This is a genomic window from Gordonia sp. BP-119 (assembly GCF_016924115.1).
GTDB lineage: Bacteria > Actinomycetota > Actinomycetes > Mycobacteriales > Mycobacteriaceae > Gordonia > Gordonia hongkongensis.
In genome coordinates, this window is record NZ_JAFFZF010000039.1 from 1 (window position 1) to 18,949 (window position 18,949).

At 69.5% G+C, this 18,949-nt stretch carries 6 protein-coding genes; 2 read left to right on the plus strand and 4 right to left on the minus strand.

Annotation, left to right across the window (positions count from 1 at the left end):
* Positions 1-22 precede the first annotated feature (22 nt).
* On the plus strand, positions 23-10,312 hold the full coding sequence (locus tag JW364_RS19300) for an amino acid adenylation domain-containing protein (protein WP_374100854.1): 10,290 nt from the start codon (positions 23-25) through the stop codon (positions 10,310-10,312).
* A 339-nt stretch (positions 10,313-10,651) separates the two neighbouring features.
* Here the strand turns inward: JW364_RS19300 and JW364_RS19305 are convergent, their stop codons facing one another.
* From JW364_RS19305 to JW364_RS19320, 4 genes are all read right to left on the minus strand, one after another.
* The gene (locus tag JW364_RS19305; RefSeq protein ID WP_165629960.1) at positions 10,652-13,000 is read right to left on the minus strand and encodes an AAA family ATPase; all 2,349 of its coding nucleotides are present in this window, start codon (positions 12,998-13,000) and stop codon (positions 10,652-10,654) included.
* Positions 12,997-13,686: a hypothetical protein gene (locus tag JW364_RS19310; RefSeq protein WP_159370973.1), complete on the minus strand. Its 690-nt coding sequence runs from the start codon at positions 13,684-13,686 to the stop codon at positions 12,997-12,999. The genes JW364_RS19305 and JW364_RS19310 overlap by 4 nt, the downstream gene beginning before the upstream one ends.
* 106 nt (positions 13,687-13,792) lie before the next feature.
* Positions 13,793-14,887: a DoxX family protein gene (locus tag JW364_RS19315; RefSeq protein WP_068971017.1), complete on the minus strand. Its 1,095-nt coding sequence runs from the start codon at positions 14,885-14,887 to the stop codon at positions 13,793-13,795.
* 238 nt (positions 14,888-15,125) lie between these two features.
* Entirely contained in the window at positions 15,126-15,824 is a 699-nt protein-coding gene (locus tag JW364_RS19320) for an MBL fold metallo-hydrolase (RefSeq protein ID WP_159370972.1), read from the minus strand.
* Positions 15,825-16,065: 241 nt separating this feature from the next.
* Here JW364_RS19320 and uvrA point away from each other — a divergent pair, with 241 nt between their 5' ends.
* Positions 16,066-18,948, plus strand: coding sequence for an excinuclease ABC subunit UvrA (gene uvrA, locus JW364_RS19325; protein WP_159370971.1), 2,883 nt, complete (start codon positions 16,066-16,068; stop codon positions 18,946-18,948).
* The last annotated feature ends 1 nt before the right edge of the window (position 18,949 follow it).

The window sequence follows — 18,949 nt, forward strand, 5'->3', positions numbered from 1 at the left end:
GTTGCGGGGGTTGGTGCCGGGGGTGCGGGTGGTGAATTTGTATGGGCCGACTGAGGCGGCGGTGGATGTGACGTCGTATGTGGTGTCGGGTGGTGAGGTGGTGGTGCCGATTGGTCGGGCGGTGCCGAATGTGTCGGTGTGGGTGTTGGATTCGCGGTTGCGTCCGGTGCCGGTGGGTGTGGTGGGTGAGTTGTATCTGGGTGGTGTGCAGGTGGCGCGGGGGTATGCGTCGCGGGCGGGGTTGACTGCGGAGCGGTTTGTGGCGGATCCGTTTGGTGGGGTGGGTGTGCGGTTGTATCGGACGGGTGATCGGGTGCGGTGGAGTGGTGTGGGTGAGTTGGAGTATGTGGGTCGTGTTGATTTTCAGGTGAAGTTGCGGGGGCAGCGGATCGAGTTGGGGGAGATCGAAACCGTCCTCGGCACCACGCCGGGTGTCGCCCAGGTGGTGGTCTCGGTCATGGAACTCGCTGCGGGAGAACAACTCGTGGCTCACGTGACCGGAGCGGATGTCGACGTCGAGCATCTGCGCGCGACGGCTGAGCAACTACCCGCGTACATGCGGCCCACGTCCTGGGTCGTCCTGGACGCGTTGCCGTTGAACACTGCGGGCAAGGTGGACCGCAAGGCGCTGCCCGCACCGAATTTCGTCGCCGCCGAACGCGTGCTCCCCGAGACCGACGCCGAAGTCGCGATCACCGGTGTCTTCGCCGACGTGCTCGGGCTGTCTGCCGCGGACTCGGTGTCGGTGACCGACAGCTTCTTCGATCTCGGCGGCAACTCACTGGCCGCGACCCGACTCGCGGCCCGCGTCTCCCGGATGCTCGGGGTCCCGGTACGGGTGCGAGACGTCTTCGACGCCCCGACGGTCCGTGATCTCGCGCGTCGAGTCCAGGCGGCAGACATCGCCGGGGCCGGAACAGTAGTCCCGGATCGGTCGGCTGCACCGGCCCGTCCGTCGGTCTTGCCTCTCTCGAGCGCCCAGCGCCGCATGTGGTTCATCAACCAGTACGAGCCGGCGGTGGCGTCGTACATCATCCCGTTCGCCTTCCGACTCCGCGGCACGGTCGAAGTCGAACACGTCCGTCGAGCGCTCGCGGACGTGGTCGCGCGTCACGAGGTTCTCCGGACCACCTACCCGGTGTCCCGCGACGGACGCCCCGAGCAACGAATCCACGACGTCGATCCGGAGAATCCCGGATTCGACTGGGCGGTGGCGGATTCCGAGTCCGAAGCGTTGGCCGTCGCCGCCGAGCCATATGACCTGACCCGTGACCTGCCCGTGCGCGCCCGTGTGTACGTCGATCCCGGCACAAGTGCGCTGCTGGCTGTCAGCATCCATCACATCGCCGCCGACGGCGAGTCGGGCCGGGCGCTGTCGCGCGATCTGCTCACCGCGTACTCGGCACGACGCGACGGTCGGAGCCCGGACTGGCCGCCGCTCCCGATCCAGTACGCCGATCACGTCCTGCAGGTCGCCGGACGAGCGGACGAGCAGGACGAGCACCGGCAGTGGTGGGCCCGCCGGCTCGACGGCGCCCCGGTCCTCATGGATCTGCCCACCACCCATCCACGCCCGGCCACGCCGACCATGCGCGGCGCGACCGTCGAGTTCGTCATCCCGGGACGTGTCGCGCAGGGGATCGGCATCCTCGCCCGCGCCGGCGACGCCACCGCATTCATGGTGCTGCACGCCGCACTCGCCGCGGTGCTGGGTCGGCTGTCGGGCAGCCGCGACGTCGTCATCGGGACCGCCGCCGCGGGCCGCGACGGCGACACCGACGACTTGATCGGCATGTTCGTCAACACGGTCGCGCTGCGGACCCCGATCGTCCCCGCACAGCCGTTCACCGACCTCCTGCGGGTGGTGCGCGAGGTGGATCTCGACGCCCTCGATCACGCCGGCGTGCCCTTTGACGACGTCGTCGACGAACTCGGGGTGGCCCGCACCGCGTCCCATGCGCCACTGGTCCAGGTGCTGCTCACCACGTCCGATCTCGCCGCCCCCGGCGCCCCCGGTGGGCAGTTCGCCGGCCTCGACGTCGAACCCGTTGCCGTCGAGGACAACTCGGCAAAAGTCGACCTGACCCTCGGTGTTCTGACGGACCCGGCCGCGGGGGCTCCGTGGCGCGGTTCGCTCACCTACGCAACGGACCTCTACGACGAATCCGACGCGCGCCGGCTCGCGGACCGATTCGTCGGCGTGCTGACGTCCGCGGTCGGCGACAGCACACTGCCGGTCGGGGACCTCGAGCTGCTGACCCCGGACGAGGAGATGATCCCGCTCGTCTCGGGCGACCCCGATCCCGCCCCGGAACTCCTCTCGGACCTGCTCATCGACGCGGCGCGGATGCGTCCGACCCACCCGGCCGTCGTCGACCCCGCCGCCGCGGACCCCGAACACGTCTGGACCTATGCCGAAATCGATTCGGCGAGTTCGCATCTCGCGACGGTCCTCATCGGCCGCGGTATCGGTCCGGAGGACGTGGTCGTCAGCGCGTTCCCGCGCTCGGCGACGGCGCAGCTCGCCTTGTGGGCAGTGGCCAAGACCGGTGCGGTGTACTGCCCGATCGACCCCCGCTACCCGGCGGAACGCATCGCTCGGGTCCTGGACGCCGCGAACGCCGTGCTGGTGCTCACCGACGGGAGTGTCGAGGGGCCCACCGCCGACACGGCCTCCACGTGGCCGCCGCGACTGCGGCTCGACGCGGCGCTCGTCGCCGACCTGCGCAAACGCCCGGCGCTCGACCCGCCGCGTCGCAACCGGCCGGTGACACCCGATTCCGGCGCCTACATGATCTTCACCTCCGGATCGACCGGGACGCCGAAGGGGGTGCTCGTGACGCACCGCGGCCTCGCGGGTGTCAGTACGGTGCTGCGCGACCGGCACCGATCCGGGTCCGACGCGCGCTGGCTGGGGATCAGCTCGCCCGCGTTCGATGCCGCCATACTCGAGGTCCTCGGTGCCTACGGCAGTGCTGCGACGCTCGTCGTCGCGCCTCCCGAGGTGTACGGGGGCCGCGAGCTCGCCGACGTCATCACGACGCACCGCACCACCCACGCCTTCCTGGTGACGTCGGTGGCGGCGTCGTTGCCGGATCCCGGTCGCCTGCCCATGACCGACGTCCTCGTCGGCGGCGAGGCCGTCCCCGACACGGAGAAGGACCGGTGGGCCGCGCACGTGGCGTTCCACAACGGTTACGGACCCACCGAGACCACGATCATCAGCGTCACCTCGCCTCCGATCGGCGTCGACGAGCCGGTCCACCTCGGCAGCCCGGTCCCTGGCGCGAGCGCCCATGTCCTGGACGAGCGGCTGCATCCGGTGCCGCCGGGGGTCGTCGGGGAGCTGTACCTCGCCGGTCCCGAACTCGCACGCGGTTACCACGGACGGCCGGCGCTGACCGCCGAGCGCTTCGTCGCCGCCGTCGACGGGGCACCGGGCACGCGGATGTACCGGACCGGGGATCTCGTGCGCCGGGACCGCAGTGGCGGATTGGTCTACGTCGGCCGCGCCGACTTCCAGGTCAAATTGCGCGGACAACGGCTCGAACTCGGTGAGATCGAGGCCGTCCTGACCGCACACCCGCAGGTGCGGACGGCGGCGGTCATCGGGGTCGGGAACCCGGTGACCTCGCTGGCCGGTTACGTCGAACCCGTCGAGCCCGGACGGCCGGTCGAGATCTCTGCCCTCCGTGAACATCTCGCGACCCATCTGCCATCGCACATGGTCCCGGCGGCACTCATGGTGCTCGACTCCATCCCGCGCAGCCCGATCGGGAAGATCGACCGCGCCGGCCTCCCCGCCATCGAGCCGTCGAAGGCCGACGCCGAACGCGTTCCGCCGTCGACGCACACCGAGCGGTTACTCGCGGCCATCGTCGGCGAGGTTCTCGGACTCGACGACGTGTCGGTGACCGCTGACTTCTTCGTCATCGGCGGCAACTCGTTGTCGGCCACGCGTGTGAGTGCCCGCGCGGGGGACGCTTTCGGGGTCCGCGTCGGTGTCCGTGACGTCTTCGAGGCGCCGACGGTTCGCCTGCTTGCTCGTCGCGTCGACGCCGCTTACGACGATGCGTCGCGACCGCCGCCGCTGCGCCGTGTCGATCCACGGCCCGCGTACATTCCACTGTCATATGCCCAGCAACGGATCTGGTTCCTGAACCGGTTGGACCCGAATTCGGGGGCCTACACCATCCCGATGGCCGTCCGCCTCCGCGGCCGGCTCGATCGGACTGCGTTACGCGCCGCCGTAGTCGACCTGCTGGCCCGCCACGAGATCCTGCGGACCTTGTTCCCGGCGCCGGGCGGCGAACCGCGGCAGCACATCCTGCCGATCGACGAGGCCCGGGCCCGCCTGCGGTGGGAGGACATCGAGGCTCCGCGGGAGCTCGCCGACCCGGCCGCACTCGTCGGTGATGCCGCCTTCGACATCACGTCCGAGCTGCCGCTGCGTATCCGCCTGTTCGCCGTCGGCGACGGTGGGATCGACACCGACGACCACGTCCTCGTCGTCGTACTGCATCACATCGCCGCCGACGGTGAGTCGATGCGGCCCCTCGTCGCCGATCTGTGGGGGGCCTATCTGGCGCGTGCCGGGGGCCATGCGCCAGCGGCGGCCGCACCGGCGATCCAGTTCGCCGATCACGCATTGTGGCAACGAGAGACGCTGGGGGACATCGACTCGCCGGAGTCCGTTCTCGGTCGCCAGGTCGGCTACTGGGTGAATCGACTGTCGGGGATCCCCGACCTCCTCCCGCTGCCCACGGACCGGCCGCGACCGGCGGTCGCGTCGCAACGGGGCGGTCGCGTCACCGCGGCCATCCCGACCGAACTGACACAGCGGATCGCGGACACGGCCCGCGCCCACGGGGCCACCGAGTTCATGGTCGTCCACGCCGCGCTGTCGATCGTGCTGGCGAGGCTGTCCGCGACCCGCGACATCGTGATCAGCACCCCGGTTGCCGGACGGGGCCATGCGCATCTCGACGACCTCGTGGGCATGTTCGTCAACACCGTGGTCCTGCGCACCGACGTCGACCCCCGGACGCCGGTCGGGGAGTTCCTCGAACGGGTGCGCGTCGACGACATCAACGCCCTCGCACGCGCCGATGTCCCGTTCGAGTATCTGGTGGACCGACTGTCCCCGGTCCGGTCGGAGGCGTTCGCCCCGATCAGCCAGGTGATGCTGTCGGTGCTGCACGATCAGGACACCGGAACGGTCGGGACCGACCCCTCGGGATCGGCGAATCTGACCTTCGAGCCGATCGAGGCGTCCACCGGCACCACCCAGCTCGACCTGACCGTGGCGGTGACGATCCGTCCCGAAGGCGCGTGGGACGTCGAGATCGTCTATGCCACCGACCTGTTCGACGAGCGGACCGCGCGCACCGCGATCACCCGCCTGACCAGGGTCCTCGAGGCGGTCGTCGGTGCCGACGACATGGCTGTCGGTGCCATCGACCTGACCGACGCGGCCGAGCGCGCGCGGATCGCCGAACTGATCGCGGGCCCCGATCTGTCGGTGCCGTGGTCGACGGTCACCGATGCGATCGAGGCGGCCGCGCGACGCTCACCGGAGTCGACGGCACTGGTGGCCGGTGCGCGATCCGTGACCTACCGCGAGTTCATGGACCGGATCACCCAGCTGGCCGAGATGATGTCCGCCCACGGCGTGGGTCCCGAAGTGGCCGTGGGCGTGTGTATCCCGCGGTCGGTGGAGCTGGTGCTCGCGATCCACGCGGTGGTGATGGCCGGCGGCAGCTATGTCAGCATCGACCCGTCGACTCCGCCCGAACGAGTGGCCGCGATGGTCGACGCCGCGTCGATCGCGGTCATCCTGACCGCTGAGGTGTCCCCGTCCGCGCTGTCCGGTCTGTCGGTACCGACGCTCGTCGTTGACGGAAACGCCCCGCCGGAAGACCGCTCGGGTCCCCGGCCGGAACTCCGTCGCCCGTGTCCGGGCAACGCCCTCTACACGTTGTTCACGTCCGGCTCGACCGGAACGCCCAAGGGAGTCACGGTCAGTCACGGCGCCGTACTCAACCGACTCGCATGGATGGCGGTGCGTTCCCCGCTGCGTCCCGACGATGCCGTTCTGCTCAAGACGCCGGTCACCTTCGACGTGTCCGTCCCCGAGTTGTTCGAACCGCTGATGGCCGGGGCCCGCCTCGTCATCGTCGAGGACGGCCGCCACATCGACCCGGCCCACGTCCTCGCCGAGATCGAGCGGCATCGGGTCACCTCGGTGCACTTCGTGCCGTCGATGATGGCGGCGTTCGTCGAGTACATCGGCGACCACCCGCGGCGGCGCGCGGCACTGTCGTCGTTGCGGCGGGTCAACGCGTCGGGCGAGGCACTGCCGGCGGCCACCGCCGAGGCCATGGCGGCGCTCGTGCCGCAGGCGGACCTCGACAATCTCTACGGGCCGACCGAGGCGGCCGTCGAGGTGACGGCGTACCGCTTCGCCCCCGGCGACGTGATCGTGCCGATCGGGCGCCCGAACGCGAACACCACCACGTGGGTGCTGGACGACGGGTTGCGCCCGGCGCCGGTCGGGGTGGTCGGCGAGCTGTACGTCGGCGGCGATCAGCTGGCGCGCGGTTATGCCGCCCGGCCCGACCTCACCGCCGAACGGTTCGTGGCCGACCCCACCGGCCCGCACGGAGGCCGCCTCTACCGGACCGGTGACCTGGTGCGCTGGAACGCCTCCGGTGCGCTCGAATACCTCGGCCGGGCAGACTTCCAGGTGAAGTTGCGCGGACAGCGCATCGAGCTCGGGGAGATCGAGACCGTCCTCGCCCGTGTCGACGGCATCTCGCACGCGGCGGTCACCGTCCGGAGCGGACCGGCGGGCGATGCACTGGTCGGATACCTCGCCGGCCGTGTCGATCTCGACGCGATCCGTGAGCATCTGCGGCAGGCGTTGCCGCAGTACATGCACCCGACGCAGTGGGTGGTCCTCGATTCGGTCCCGGTGACCGCGACCGGCAAACTCGACCGCCGGGCCCTGCCCGCGCCGCGGAGCGAGCCGGTCGAGATGGTGCCGCCCGCCGACGCCGTCGAACGGGCGGTGGCCGTCGTCGTCGCCGACGTGCTGGGACTCGACGAGATCTCGGTGACGACGCCGTTCTTCGATCTGGGCGGCAACTCGCTCGCCGCGATGCGGGTCGTCGCCCGGATCGGCGAGCAGCTCGGGACCGACCTCGATGTGCGCGACCTCTTCCGCACCCCGACGGTCCGCGAGCTCGCGCAACTCGTCACGCGTCGTCGGGTCTCCGACCATCCGCTCGTCGCACGACCCCGGCCCGAGCGCATCCCGTTGTCGTATGCGCAACAACGACTGTGGTTCATCAACCAGTTCGACGTGACGTCCCCGACGTACAACATGCCGATCGCATTCGACATCCGGGGATTCCTCGATGTCGACGCACTACGCGCCGCGGTCGCGGCTGTGATGACGCGACACGAACCGCTGCGGACCGTCTACCCGCTCGGCGACGGCGGGGTGCCGCTACAGCACATCCTCGATCCTTCGGTGGCGGCGGCCCGACTGCGCTGGGAATCGGCCGGGACGCCCGAGGACGCGATGGCGTTGTGCGCGGAGGGATTCGACGTGACGACGCAGCTGCCGTTGCGTGTGGTGACGTCGCTGGTATCAGCGGAGGGTGCGTCGCCGCCAGTGTTTCGAGTCGTGCTGGTCCTGCACCACATAGCCGGCGATGCGGCGTCCCTGGCGATCCTGGCCGCGGAGCTCCTCGGTGGGTACCGCAACGGTCGACGCCCCGAAGTCGGGTCGATCGACGTACCGGAGATCGCATACGCCGATCACGCGCTGTGGCAACGCGATCTGCTTGGGGACCTCGACGACCCGACCTCACCGATGGCGGCGCAGTACTCGTTCTGGACCGAGACGCTGGCCGACGTTCCGGCCGCACTGGAGATCCCCGGTGACCGTCCGCGTCCACCGATCGCCGACCCCACCGGTGGTCGGCTGCCCCTCCAGATCGGCGAGGAGCGCAGCGCGGCGGTGGCGGCGACCGCACGCGTGCACGGGATGACCCCGTTCATGGTCTGTCACGCCGCCTTCGTCGCCGCACTCGCCCGTGTGGCCGATGTGCGGGACATCAGCGTCGGCGCCGCCATCTCCGGTCGCGGGCACGCGGCCACGGCGGGGCTCATCGGGATGTTCGTCAACACCGTGGTGCTCCGCACATCGGTGCACTCCGAGGACACGGTCGAGGACCTGCTCCGCCGGGTCCGCGACGCCGATCTCGCGGCCTTCGCGCACGCCGACATCCCGTTCGAGACCCTCGTCGAGCACCTCACCCCGGTCCGGTCCACCGCCCACGCGCCGCTCGTGCAGATCATGATCAACTATCTCGGCGAGTCGTCCGGGACACCGGCGGTGCCTGGTATCGGCGCGGACGCCGAGCCGCTCATCGTGGACGGTCTCGAGGTCGTGGCCGTCGAACCGGGGCCGCCGCCGGCGAAGGTCGACCTCACCCTCGGTCTCGCGGAGCGGTCCGTCGGTGCGGCTGTCGAGTTGGTCGGCGAGATCGACTACGCCGCAGCGCTGTTCGACATCGAGACGGTTGAGTCGATACGCGACGTCTTCCTAGGCATGCTCGACGCCGTGACCGGTGACATCGACATGGTGCTGGACGAGGTCGATGTGACCGGTGCCGTTGACGGTGCGTCGCTGATCCTCGACAGCGCGGGCCGGGCGGTACCGGCGCGGGTGCCGGGTGAGTTGCACGAGCGCACGGCAGACGGTTCGCTGCTCGCGACGGGTATGCGGGCGCGGTGGGTCGACGCCTCGATGACACGACCGGAGATCCTCGGGCCGGTCGAGCGTCACCCCCGGATCGGCGGGCGGCGAGTGGATCTCGATGCGGTGGAGGCGGCACTCAACGCGGTGGCGGGCGTCGTCACTGCAGCGGTCGTGGCGTCGGCGTCCGACGGTCAGCCGACAATTGACGGAGTCGAGGTGGGGGCCTGGGTCGTGGTCGACCGCGACGGCCCCGGCGCCTCCGACCTCCGACGCGAGCTGTCGAGAGTGCTGCCCGCACACTGTATTCCGACGGTGATCAGCGTCGTCGACGCCATCCCGGTCGGCGCGGACGGGCGACCCGGACGCCGCGAGGTCGCGTCGCTCATGAACTCAGCCGGTGGGGGGCGCGAGGACGCCGAGCCCGCGGCCCCGACCGGCCGCTGGGAAGTGACGGTCGCCGACGCGATGTCGGAGATCACCGGGACTGCGGTGACCGACGCGGACCAGGGGTTCTTCGACCTCGGCGGGACCTCGCTGTCGGCGGTGCGGCTGGTGTCGCTGCTGCGGCGACGGACCGGACTGCCCGTCGAGGTCGCATGGATCTTCGCCGGACCCACACCGCGCGATCTCGGCGCCCGGCTCGCTGCTCAGGCGACGCACGAGGACTCAGCCGACACCGCCGCCACGCGGGGCCAGGTCGTCGTGCCGCTACGGGCGGACGGCAGCCGCGAACCGGTCTTCTGCGTCCACCCCGCCGATGGGTTGGCGTGGCTGTTCGCTGGTCTCACACCGTATCTCGACGACCGGCCGGTCTTCGGTCTGCAGGACCCCTTCGTGGTGGCCGGCGACACGGCCGCCACGTCGATCCGCGAACTCGCCGCGCGGTATGTGGCCGAGATCCGGGCGATCGTCCCGCAGGGGCCCTACCACCTCGTCGGTTGGTCCCTCGGCGGGCTCATTGCCCAGGAGATGGCGGCCGAATTGCGTTCGCAGGGTGCCGAAGTCGGGTTCCTCGGCCTCCTCGACAGCTATCCCGCGACCGGTGACGAACTCGAGACCGGCGGTGAACTCGAGACCGACGGGGCGGCGGCGCGTGCCGAGGTGTCCGCGGAGGATGCGCGAGCCACGGTCGCGGACCTGCTCGGCGGGTGGCGAGCGGTCATCGACATCGACGCGGTGACCGCCTCCGACGATCCGGCCGCGATGGCGGCGGCGGTCCGCGAGCGGGTCGTCGGACTCGGACTCCTCGACGGACCCGCGTTCGACCGCATGCTCCAACGGATGGCGACGTCGGCCCGACGTGCCGTCGACCACCGACCCCGAACCTACGACGGCGACGCGATGCTCGTCGTCGCGGCGGCGGGGGAGGCCGACCCGGACACCACCGCCGGACGCTGGACACCGTTCCTCGGCGGGCGGGTCACCCGTGTCGACGTCGATGCCGATCACCTCGGCATCGTCGGTACCGACGCGCTCGAGGTGATCGGACCGGGGATCGACGCGGCGATCCGCGAGGCCGAGTCGCGCGGCGACAACGCCTGAGGTACGCGTCAACCCCGCTCCCCAATCCGAAAGAAGCGCATAGCCCCTGGTCTAGAGCCCAAGGGGCCTTGTGAGCCATTACTCCCTGATCCGAAAGAACGGACACGACCATTGCTCCCTGAGGTGCGAGGAGCGTTAGCCGCCGGGCCGAGCAAGCGACGAAGGAGCGCGTCGAGGTCGATGAGCCACGAAGGGCCTGGTGAGACGCGTTGCTACACCCTTCGTGGCTCGCTTCGCCACCTCAGGGAGCACAGAGTTCGGACGTTCACGAGTGTTCTTTCGCAGTCCACTACGGCCGCCAGGTCGCATCAACTGGGAGCGGAGCGGGGATCGCGCTCCTCATCCGGCCGGGAGATCCGCGAGGGCGTCGGGGAGGTCGTCCCGATGGACGACGACGAGTCGCTGGGTCGCCCGGGTGAGGGCGACGTACAGGTCGCTGAGCCCGCGTGGTGACTGGTCGATGATCGCAGCGGGCTCGACGACGATGGTCGTGTCGAACTCCAGGCCCTTACAGCTCCGCACCGTGTACACCCGGGGTGGTTCCCGGTCCGAGAGCGTGGAGCGATCCGGCGCCAGCGCCGCGTCGATCGCGTCGTGCAGGTGATCGGGCACCACGACGGCGGTGAGGCCGTCGGGTTCGGCGAGCCCGACGGCGCGGAGGACGGCGTCGGCGATGCTCTCCGGGGAGTCGTCGTCCGCCCGCAGCGCCACCGGCTCGATGCCGTTGCTGCGCAACGAGGTCGGTGCCTTCTCGCCGTTGCCGATCTCGTCGAGGACGCGCGCGGCGTACTCCATGATCTCGCTCGGGGTCCGGTAGTTGACCGACAGCTCCTTGAACTGCCAGCGCTTCGCGACATACGGCTCCAGGACCTCGCCCCACGAGCGCGTGCCCGCCTCGTCGGATGTCTGAGCGGTGTCGCCGATGATCGTCATCCACCGATTCGGGATGCGTCGCATCACCATCCGCCAGGACATGGCGGAGAGCTCTTGGGCCTCGTCGACGATGACGTGGCCGAACGTCCAGGTGCGGTCGCCGTAGGCACGTTCGGCCGTCGTGGCGCGTCGTGTCTCGGTCTGGCGGGACGCGAGCTGTTCTGCGTCGATCAGGTCGTAGGCCATCAGGATCTCGGGATCGAGTTCGTCCTCGAGGTCCTGCGGCGCCGAGCCGGTCAGGATGTCCAGTGCGTCCTGCGCCTCGGCCAACTGGCGACGCCAGCGTGCGCGTTCGGCCCGCTCCGCGTCCTCGGTGCCGTAACCGATCAGCTCGGCGAGTTCGTCCAGCAATGGGACGTCGGCAGGCGAGAAGTCCGCACCCGACGTCGTGGCCGGGCGCGACGGACGGTGCAGCGCAGCACGATCGGCGTCCGTCCAACCCGGGGTGGCCTTGCGAATCGCGCGTTCGTCGCCGAGCAGGTCGCGAAGCAGGGCCTGCGGGGTCAGCGTCGGCCAGTACCGCAGCAACGCGGCACGGATGTCGGGATCGCGGCTCATGTCGTCGCGGATGTCGGCGATGTCGGCGGGGCTGAGCAACTGCGAACCGTCGAGCAGGCTCGATCCGATGGTCGCCGCGTGCCGCGCCGCGAGTTCGGCGAGTCCCGCCTTCAGGAAAGCGTTCTGCGAGAGGTTGTGGGCGCGTCGAGTCGCGCGGGCCTTGGCGCGTGCGGCCTTGACCAGAGCCGAGTCGATCTCGACGGTGTAGCTGTCGAAATCGACTGACTCGGGCCGAGACGGCAGCGACTGCTGGGCGCGCACCGCCCGCTTGAGGACGTCGACCATGCGCAGCCCGCCCTTGACCGCGGCGGTCGTCCGCGGGTCGGCAGTGCCCGCGCGGACGCCGGGGAACAGGTCCCCGATGGTCGAGAGGAGCACGCCGGACTCGCCCAGGGAGGGCAGCACCTGGCCGATGTAGTTCAGGAAGTCGTCGTTGGGTCCGATGATGAGAATGCCGCTGCGCGAGAGGTTCTCGCGATGTGTGTAGAGCAGGTAGGCGGCTCGGTGCAGCGCCACGGCGGTCTTGCCGGTTCCGGGGCCGCCCTGGATGACGGTGACCCCGCGATGCGTCGACCGGATGATCAGGTCCTGCTCGCGCTGGATCGTCTCGACGATGTCGGTCATCTCGCCGGTGCGGGCGGCGTTGAGGGCCGCGACAAGAGCCGACTCGTTGACGACGTCGCCGTGTCCGAAGTCGTCGAGCAGCGCATCGCCTGCGGTCAGGGACTCATCGCTCACCCCGCGGACCTTGCGGCTGCGGGTCCGGATGTGGCGACGGCGCGCGACGTCCTCGGGCGCGGCGGGCGTCGCCAGATAGAACGGCCGGGCCAGCGGCGCGCGCCAGTCCAGCAGCAGGGTGGCGTCGGTGGCGGTGGCGTCGAGTTCGCCGTCGTCGGCGAAACCGTCGTCGAGGACACCGATGCGTCCGATGCGCCGGATCTCGCCGTCCTCGAGGTCGAGACGACCGAAATACAGATTGTGTTCGGCGGCATCGAATTTGGCGAGATCCTCGTTGTACATCCGCTCGTAGGACTCGCGTTCGGACAGCGCCTGCGGTGTGCCGCCGCGTTCGGAGAGCGTCGACGACAACCGACGCTGGGTGGTCCGACGCATCCGGTCCAGCCTGCCGTACACGCGGTCGAGGTGCCGTTGTTCCTCGTCCACGCGGGGGTCGGTGTCCGGCGAGAGGGCGGTCATCGGCCGTCCCCGATCGACAGCGGTGCGCGGGACCCGTGGGACCGGGCCAGTCCGGCGGCCCGGATGCGGGTGGTCATCGCGCGGGGGTCGGCGGACAAGCGGCTGCAGACCTGCGACGCCGGACGGGCAAGCGTCGCGTCGTCGAGTCGGCGGGACAGCCACTCGAGAACGTCGGTCTGTGCGCCGAAGGGGACGGGGTCACCGGTGACCGGGTCGGCGAGGACGCCGTGCCGGGACACGTACAGGTCGAAGGTCGCAGGCGGGGTCCACTCGTCCGGAAGGAGGGGAGAGGGACGGCCGAGAACGGGGTGGTCGCGCGTAGTCACTGTCTGTCGATCATAGTTGGGTTCGGTGGCGTCGAGAGCATCGATGTGGGTGGGACCCAGCCAGGCCGCGGTCGTAGTGATCGCGCCCTCACCTGCGAGGATCGGTGCGGCCGGGATGTATCCCCGGGCCGCTACATGGGCGGAATGGCCGACTGTGATGTTCGTGACGCGGACCGTGCGGAGGCAGATCCGGTCCGTCGACGGAACGTGGGCGAGCTTGCGACGGAGAACGTCGGGGGCGGCATTCGACCCGACTGCGATCACGAGCCGCGAGCCGGCCGACGGGACCGTCCCGAACGGCGGACCCGCGAGCGTCATCTCGTGCAGCGAGGCCTCTCTCAGCGCCGCGGACGCGGGCACCCAGGGATAATCCTCTGGCGGGTGCTCCGCGTCCGTGGTCGTGAGATCGGTTGTGCTCAGGGTCGTGCTCGTATCTGTTGCTCGTGCGCGTGGAGACCCCGAGGGATCAGCGACGTGCCTTGCGCAGACGCTTGCGACTCTGCTCGGCGGAGTCCTCGGCAGCTGCGGCGAGCTGGCGTGCGGTCTCGGCGAGCTCGGCCGACCGTGCGCGGGCGACGTCGGCGAGTTCGGCGGACCGATCGCGTGCCACGTCGGCGAACTCCGGTGCGCGCTTGCGGGCGGTGTCGGCGAGATCGGACGCGCGGTCGCGGGCCGAATCGGCGATCTTCGGAGCCTTCTTCTTCGCCTGCTTCTGCGCCTTCGCGGCCTGCTTCTGAGCCTTCTCGGCTCGCTTCTGCGCTTCCTTCACGAGCTTCGGGCCCCGCTTGCGCGCGGTCTCGGCGAGATCAGACGAACGCGCGAGCGCCGTGTCGGCGAGCTCCGACGACCGGTGGAGAGCCGCGTCGGCGACGACCGGGGCGCGGTCCTTGATGCGATCCGCGACATCGGAGGCGGTCTCGGCGGCCTTGCCGGCCAGCTCGAGGGAGCGCTTCTGCGCGGCCTCGGCGATCTCGGGTGCGTGCTCGCGGAACTTCGCCGCGGCGTCGGCGGACCGCTCGGAGACGATCTCGGCGCCGTCGTGGGTGCGCTCGACGAGGTGCTCCCAGGTCGACGACCCGGCGGCGGCACCGATCGGCAGCGCCGCGGCCACAGCGGATGCCTTCTGACGGCCGCGCCACGCGAGCGACGGCTTGCCCTCGGTGTCGACCGCCGCCAACAGGACTCCGCCGAGCAGGCCGACGTTCTTGATGAACGCGTTGCGCTGGGCTTCCTTCTTGACCGGGTCGGCCTCGTTCCAGAAGTCGGTGCCCGCTGCCGTCGTCGGGATCAGGGTGCCGGCCAGGACGACGGACGCCACGCGCGGGAACTTGCCGGTGGCGAGCAGGATTCCGCCGCCGATCTGGGCGGCGGCGTTGATCTGCACCAGGGTCTCGGTGTTCTCCGGGATCCGGCCGGCCACCTCGGGCGGGAGCGACGACCGGGCCTTGTCCACGACCGGCTCCGCGGACTGCGCGATCGGTTTGGGGCTCCGGATGGCGTCCACGCCGCTGGCGACGAACGCCGAGGCGAGGAGCGGACGGGCTATACGGCGGAGAATCATCGGTCACAACCTTCTTCAGTCGGGTTTGGCTATCGAGATCCGTCGGGTGAAGCGCGTTTCTGGCCCGTTCAACGCTACCCTGTCGCAACGAATCTGCAGGTCACTCGGCGTGCCGTGACCGGTTTGCGTACCTACGGGGCATCTGGGGTCACGACTCGCCGAACGATCCGAGGAACAGGTAACCGCCCGCGACGGCGACCAAACACTCCGGAGTCGACCGGCGTCGCCCGCTTCCGGATCACCAGCGGCGCTCACGCCATTCGGGGAGTGACCCGCGCTCGGCGCCCAGGGTCGTGTCCTTGCCGTGGCCGGGGTAGACGATGGTCGAGTCGTCGAAGCGGTCGAACAGCTTCGTCGAGACGTCCTCGAGGAGGGTGTCGAAGTCCTCCGGCTTCCAGGTCTTGCCGATGCCGCCGGGGAAGAGGCAGTCACCGGTGAAGAGGTGCACGGTTCGCTCGCCGCTGTCGTCGACGTCGGTGAGTGCGAGAGCGATCGATCCCGGGGTGTGCCCGACGAGGTGGATGGCCTCGAACGTGAGGTCGCCGACCTCGAGGACGTCACCGTCGTCGACGAGGCGGTCGGGGGTGACGGGCAGTTCACCGGCGTCGAGGCGCCCCGCCGCGGTCGGCACCCCGGTGGACTCGGTGACGGCGGCGAGGGCCTGCCAGTGATCGAAATGCTGGTGGGTCGTGAAGATGAGCTTCGGCGTTCCCTCGACGGCCGACAAGACCTCGGTGATCGCCTCCGCGTCGTTGGCCGCGTCGATGATCAGCTGATCGCCCGTCGCACGCGAGGTCACCAGGTAGACGTTGTTGTCCATCGGGCCGACGGACAGCTTGACGATGGTGGCCGACGACAGCGTGCGGCGCTGTGGGGTCTTCGACTCGGAGAGGTCGCCGGTGTAGTCGTCGCTGATCGGTGTCGCTGGGGAGGTCATGCCGACAGGCTATGACAGCGGGCAGCCGGAATGTGACGGTCGCGACCATGAAACCCGGCGTGGCGCGCGTATCCTGGACCATCGGTTCGGCGATGACACGCGGGCGGCGAGACCGATCGCCCGGTCGTCGGACTCCGAATCTCCCCGGGGCGAGTGCATGGCGACGTTTCTGTCGGTGGCCGTCGGTACTGTGCCCGTGCGCCGTCTGTGCGCCCTGTGACTCGAGAATGTAAGGACTGCAGTGGTTGATCGTCTGATCGTCCGAGGTGCCCGCGAACACAATCTGCGCGGCATCGATGTCGACCTGCCCCGGGACAGCCTCATCGTCTTCACGGGGTTGTCGGGATCGGGCAAGTCATCCCTCGCCTTCGACACGATCTTCGCGGAGGGGCAGCGGCGCTACGTGGAGTCACTGTCCGCCTATGCGAGGCAGTTCCTCGGGCAGATGGACAAGCCGGATGTGGACTTCATCGAGGGCCTCTCGCCCGCGGTGTCCATCGATCAGAAGTCGACCAACCGCAATCCCCGGTCGACCGTCGGCACCATCACCGAGGTCTACGACTACCTCCGTCTCCTCTACGCCCGCGCCGGCAAGGCGCACTGCCCGATCTGCGGCGAGCCCATCGCCAAGCAGACACCCCAGCAGATCGTGGACCAGGTGCTCGCGATGGACGAGGGCACGCGCTTCCAGGTGCTCGCGCCGGTCGTGCGTACCCGCAAGGGCGAGTTCGTCGACCTCTTCGCCGAGCTCCAGACCCAGGGCTTCTCCCGCGCCCGCATCGACGGCGTCGTCCATCAGCTGACCGATCCGCCGAAGCTGAAGAAACAGGAGAAGCACGACATCGAGGTGGTCGTCGACCGCCTGGTCGTCAAGGCCAGCGCCAAGCAGCGCCTGACGGATTCGGTCGAGACCGGTCTGCGCCTGGCCGACGGCATCATCGTGCTCGACTTCGTCGACCTCGAGGAGGACGATCCGGAACGCGAGCGCCGCTTCTCGGAGCGGATGGCCTGCCCGAATGCGCATCCGATCGCGATCGACGACCTCGAACCGCGGTCGTTCTCGTTCAACTCGCCGTACGGCGCCTGCCCGGAATGCGACGGGCTCGGCATCCGCAAGGAGGTCGACGAGGAACTCGTCGTGCCCGACCCGGAGATGTCGCTCGCCGAGGGTGCGATCGCGCCGTGGTCGACCGGGCACAACGCCGATTACTTCCTTCGGTTGATGTCCGGTCTGGCCGATCAGATGAAGTTCGACATCAACACGCCCTGGAAGAAGCTGCCGATCAAGGCGCGCAGGGCCCTGCTCAACGGCAGCGACCACCAGGTCCACGTCAAGTTCCGCAACCGGTACGGCCGCACCCGCTCGTACTACACCGAGTTCGAGGGCGTGCTCTCGTTCCTCGCGCGTCGCATGGACCAGACCGAGTCCGAGCAGATGAAGGAGCGATACGAGGGCTATATGCGGGACGTGCCGTGTCCTGCCTGTCAGGGTGCGCGCCTGCGCCCGGAGATCCTTGCCGTCACGCTCGACCACCCGGAGTTCGGGCCGAAGTCGATCGCCGAGGTGTGCGCCCTGTCGGTCGCCGACTGCGCCGATTTCCTCGACCAACTGCGGCTCGACTCCCGGCAGGCCGCGATCGCGGGACGGGTCCTCAAGGAGGTTCAGGCCCGCATCCGCTTCCTGCTCGACGTCGGACTCGAGTATTTGTCGCTCGAGCGCGCCGCGGGTTCGTTGTCGGGTGGTGAGGCGCAGCGCATCCGCCTGGCCACCCAGATCGGTTCGGGTCTCGCGGGCGTGCTCTATGTTCTCGACGAGCCGTCGATCGGTCTGCACCAGCGCGACAACCGTCGGCTCATCGACACGTTGACCCGTCTTCGGGATCTGGGCAACACACTGATCGTCGTCGAACACGACGAGGACACCATCCGCGCCGCCGACTGGATCGTCGACATCGGCCCCCGGGCCGGGGAGCACGGCGGGCACGTCGTGCACAGCGGCAGTTACAAGGACCTGCTGAAGAACCGGAAGTCGCTGACCGGTGCGTACCTCGCCGGTCGCGACACCCTGCCGGTTCCGGACATCCGGCGGCCGATCGATCGCAAGCGCCAGCTGACGGTCGTCGGTGCGCGGGAACACAATCTCCGTGGCATCGACGTGTCGTTCCCGCTCGGCGTGATGACCGCTGTCACCGGTGTCTCGGGGTCGGGCAAGTCGACGCTCGTCAACGACATCCTGGCCACCGTGCTCGCCAACAAGCTCAACGGTGCGCGTCAGGTGCCCGGGCGTCACACCCGCATCAAGGGTCTGGACAACCTGGACAAGCTCGTGCAGGTCGACCAGTCGCCGATCGGGCGCACCCCGCGGTCGAACCCGGCCACCTACACCGGTGTCTTCGACAAGATCCGCACGTTGTTCGCGGCGACGACCGAGGCGAAGGTGCGCGGTTATCAACCGGGCCGGTTCTCGTTCAACGTCAAGGGCGGCCGCTGCGAGGCGTGCACCGGTGAGGGCACGATCAAGATCGAGATGAACTTCCTGCCGGACGTGTACGTCCCGTGCGAGGTCTGCCACGGCGCGCGGTACAACCGCGAGACCCTCGAGGTGCACTACAAGGGCAAGACCATCTCCGAGGTGCTCGACATGCCGATCGAGGAGGCCGCCGACTTCTTCGAGCCCGTCACCTCGATCCATCGCTACCTGAAGACACTCGTCGACGTCGGTCTGGGCTATGTCCGGCTCGGGCAGCCGGCGCCGACGCTGTCCGGCGGTGAGGCACAGCGCGTGAAGCTGGCGGCCGAATTGCAGAAGCGGTCGATGGGCCGGACGGTCTACATCCTCGACGAGCCGACCACCGGTCTGCATTTCGAAGACATCAAGAAGCTGCTCGCCGTGATCAACGGTCTGGTCGACAAGGGCAACACGGTCATCGTGATCGAGCACAACCTCGATGTCATCAAGACCGCCGACTGGGTCATCGACATGGGGCCCGAGGGTGGCGCGGGCGGTGGAACCGTGGTCGGCGAAGGTACTCCGGAGGACATCGCCGCGACCCCGGGCAGCCACACCGGCAAATTCCTGGCCGAGATCGTCGACATTGGTCACGCGGTGGCGTCGGTCGGCTGAG

Coding starts and splice junctions, on each gene's coding strand:
- JW364_RS19320 (WP_159370972.1), bottom strand. CDS start 15,824: ATGACCTCCCCAGCGACACCGATCAGCGACGACTACACCGGCGACCTC.
- JW364_RS19305 (WP_165629960.1), bottom strand. CDS start 13,000: ATGACCGCCCTCTCGCCGGACACCGACCCCCGCGTGGACGAGGAACAA.
- JW364_RS19315 (WP_068971017.1), bottom strand. CDS start 14,887: ATGATTCTCCGCCGTATAGCCCGTCCGCTCCTCGCCTCGGCGTTCGTC.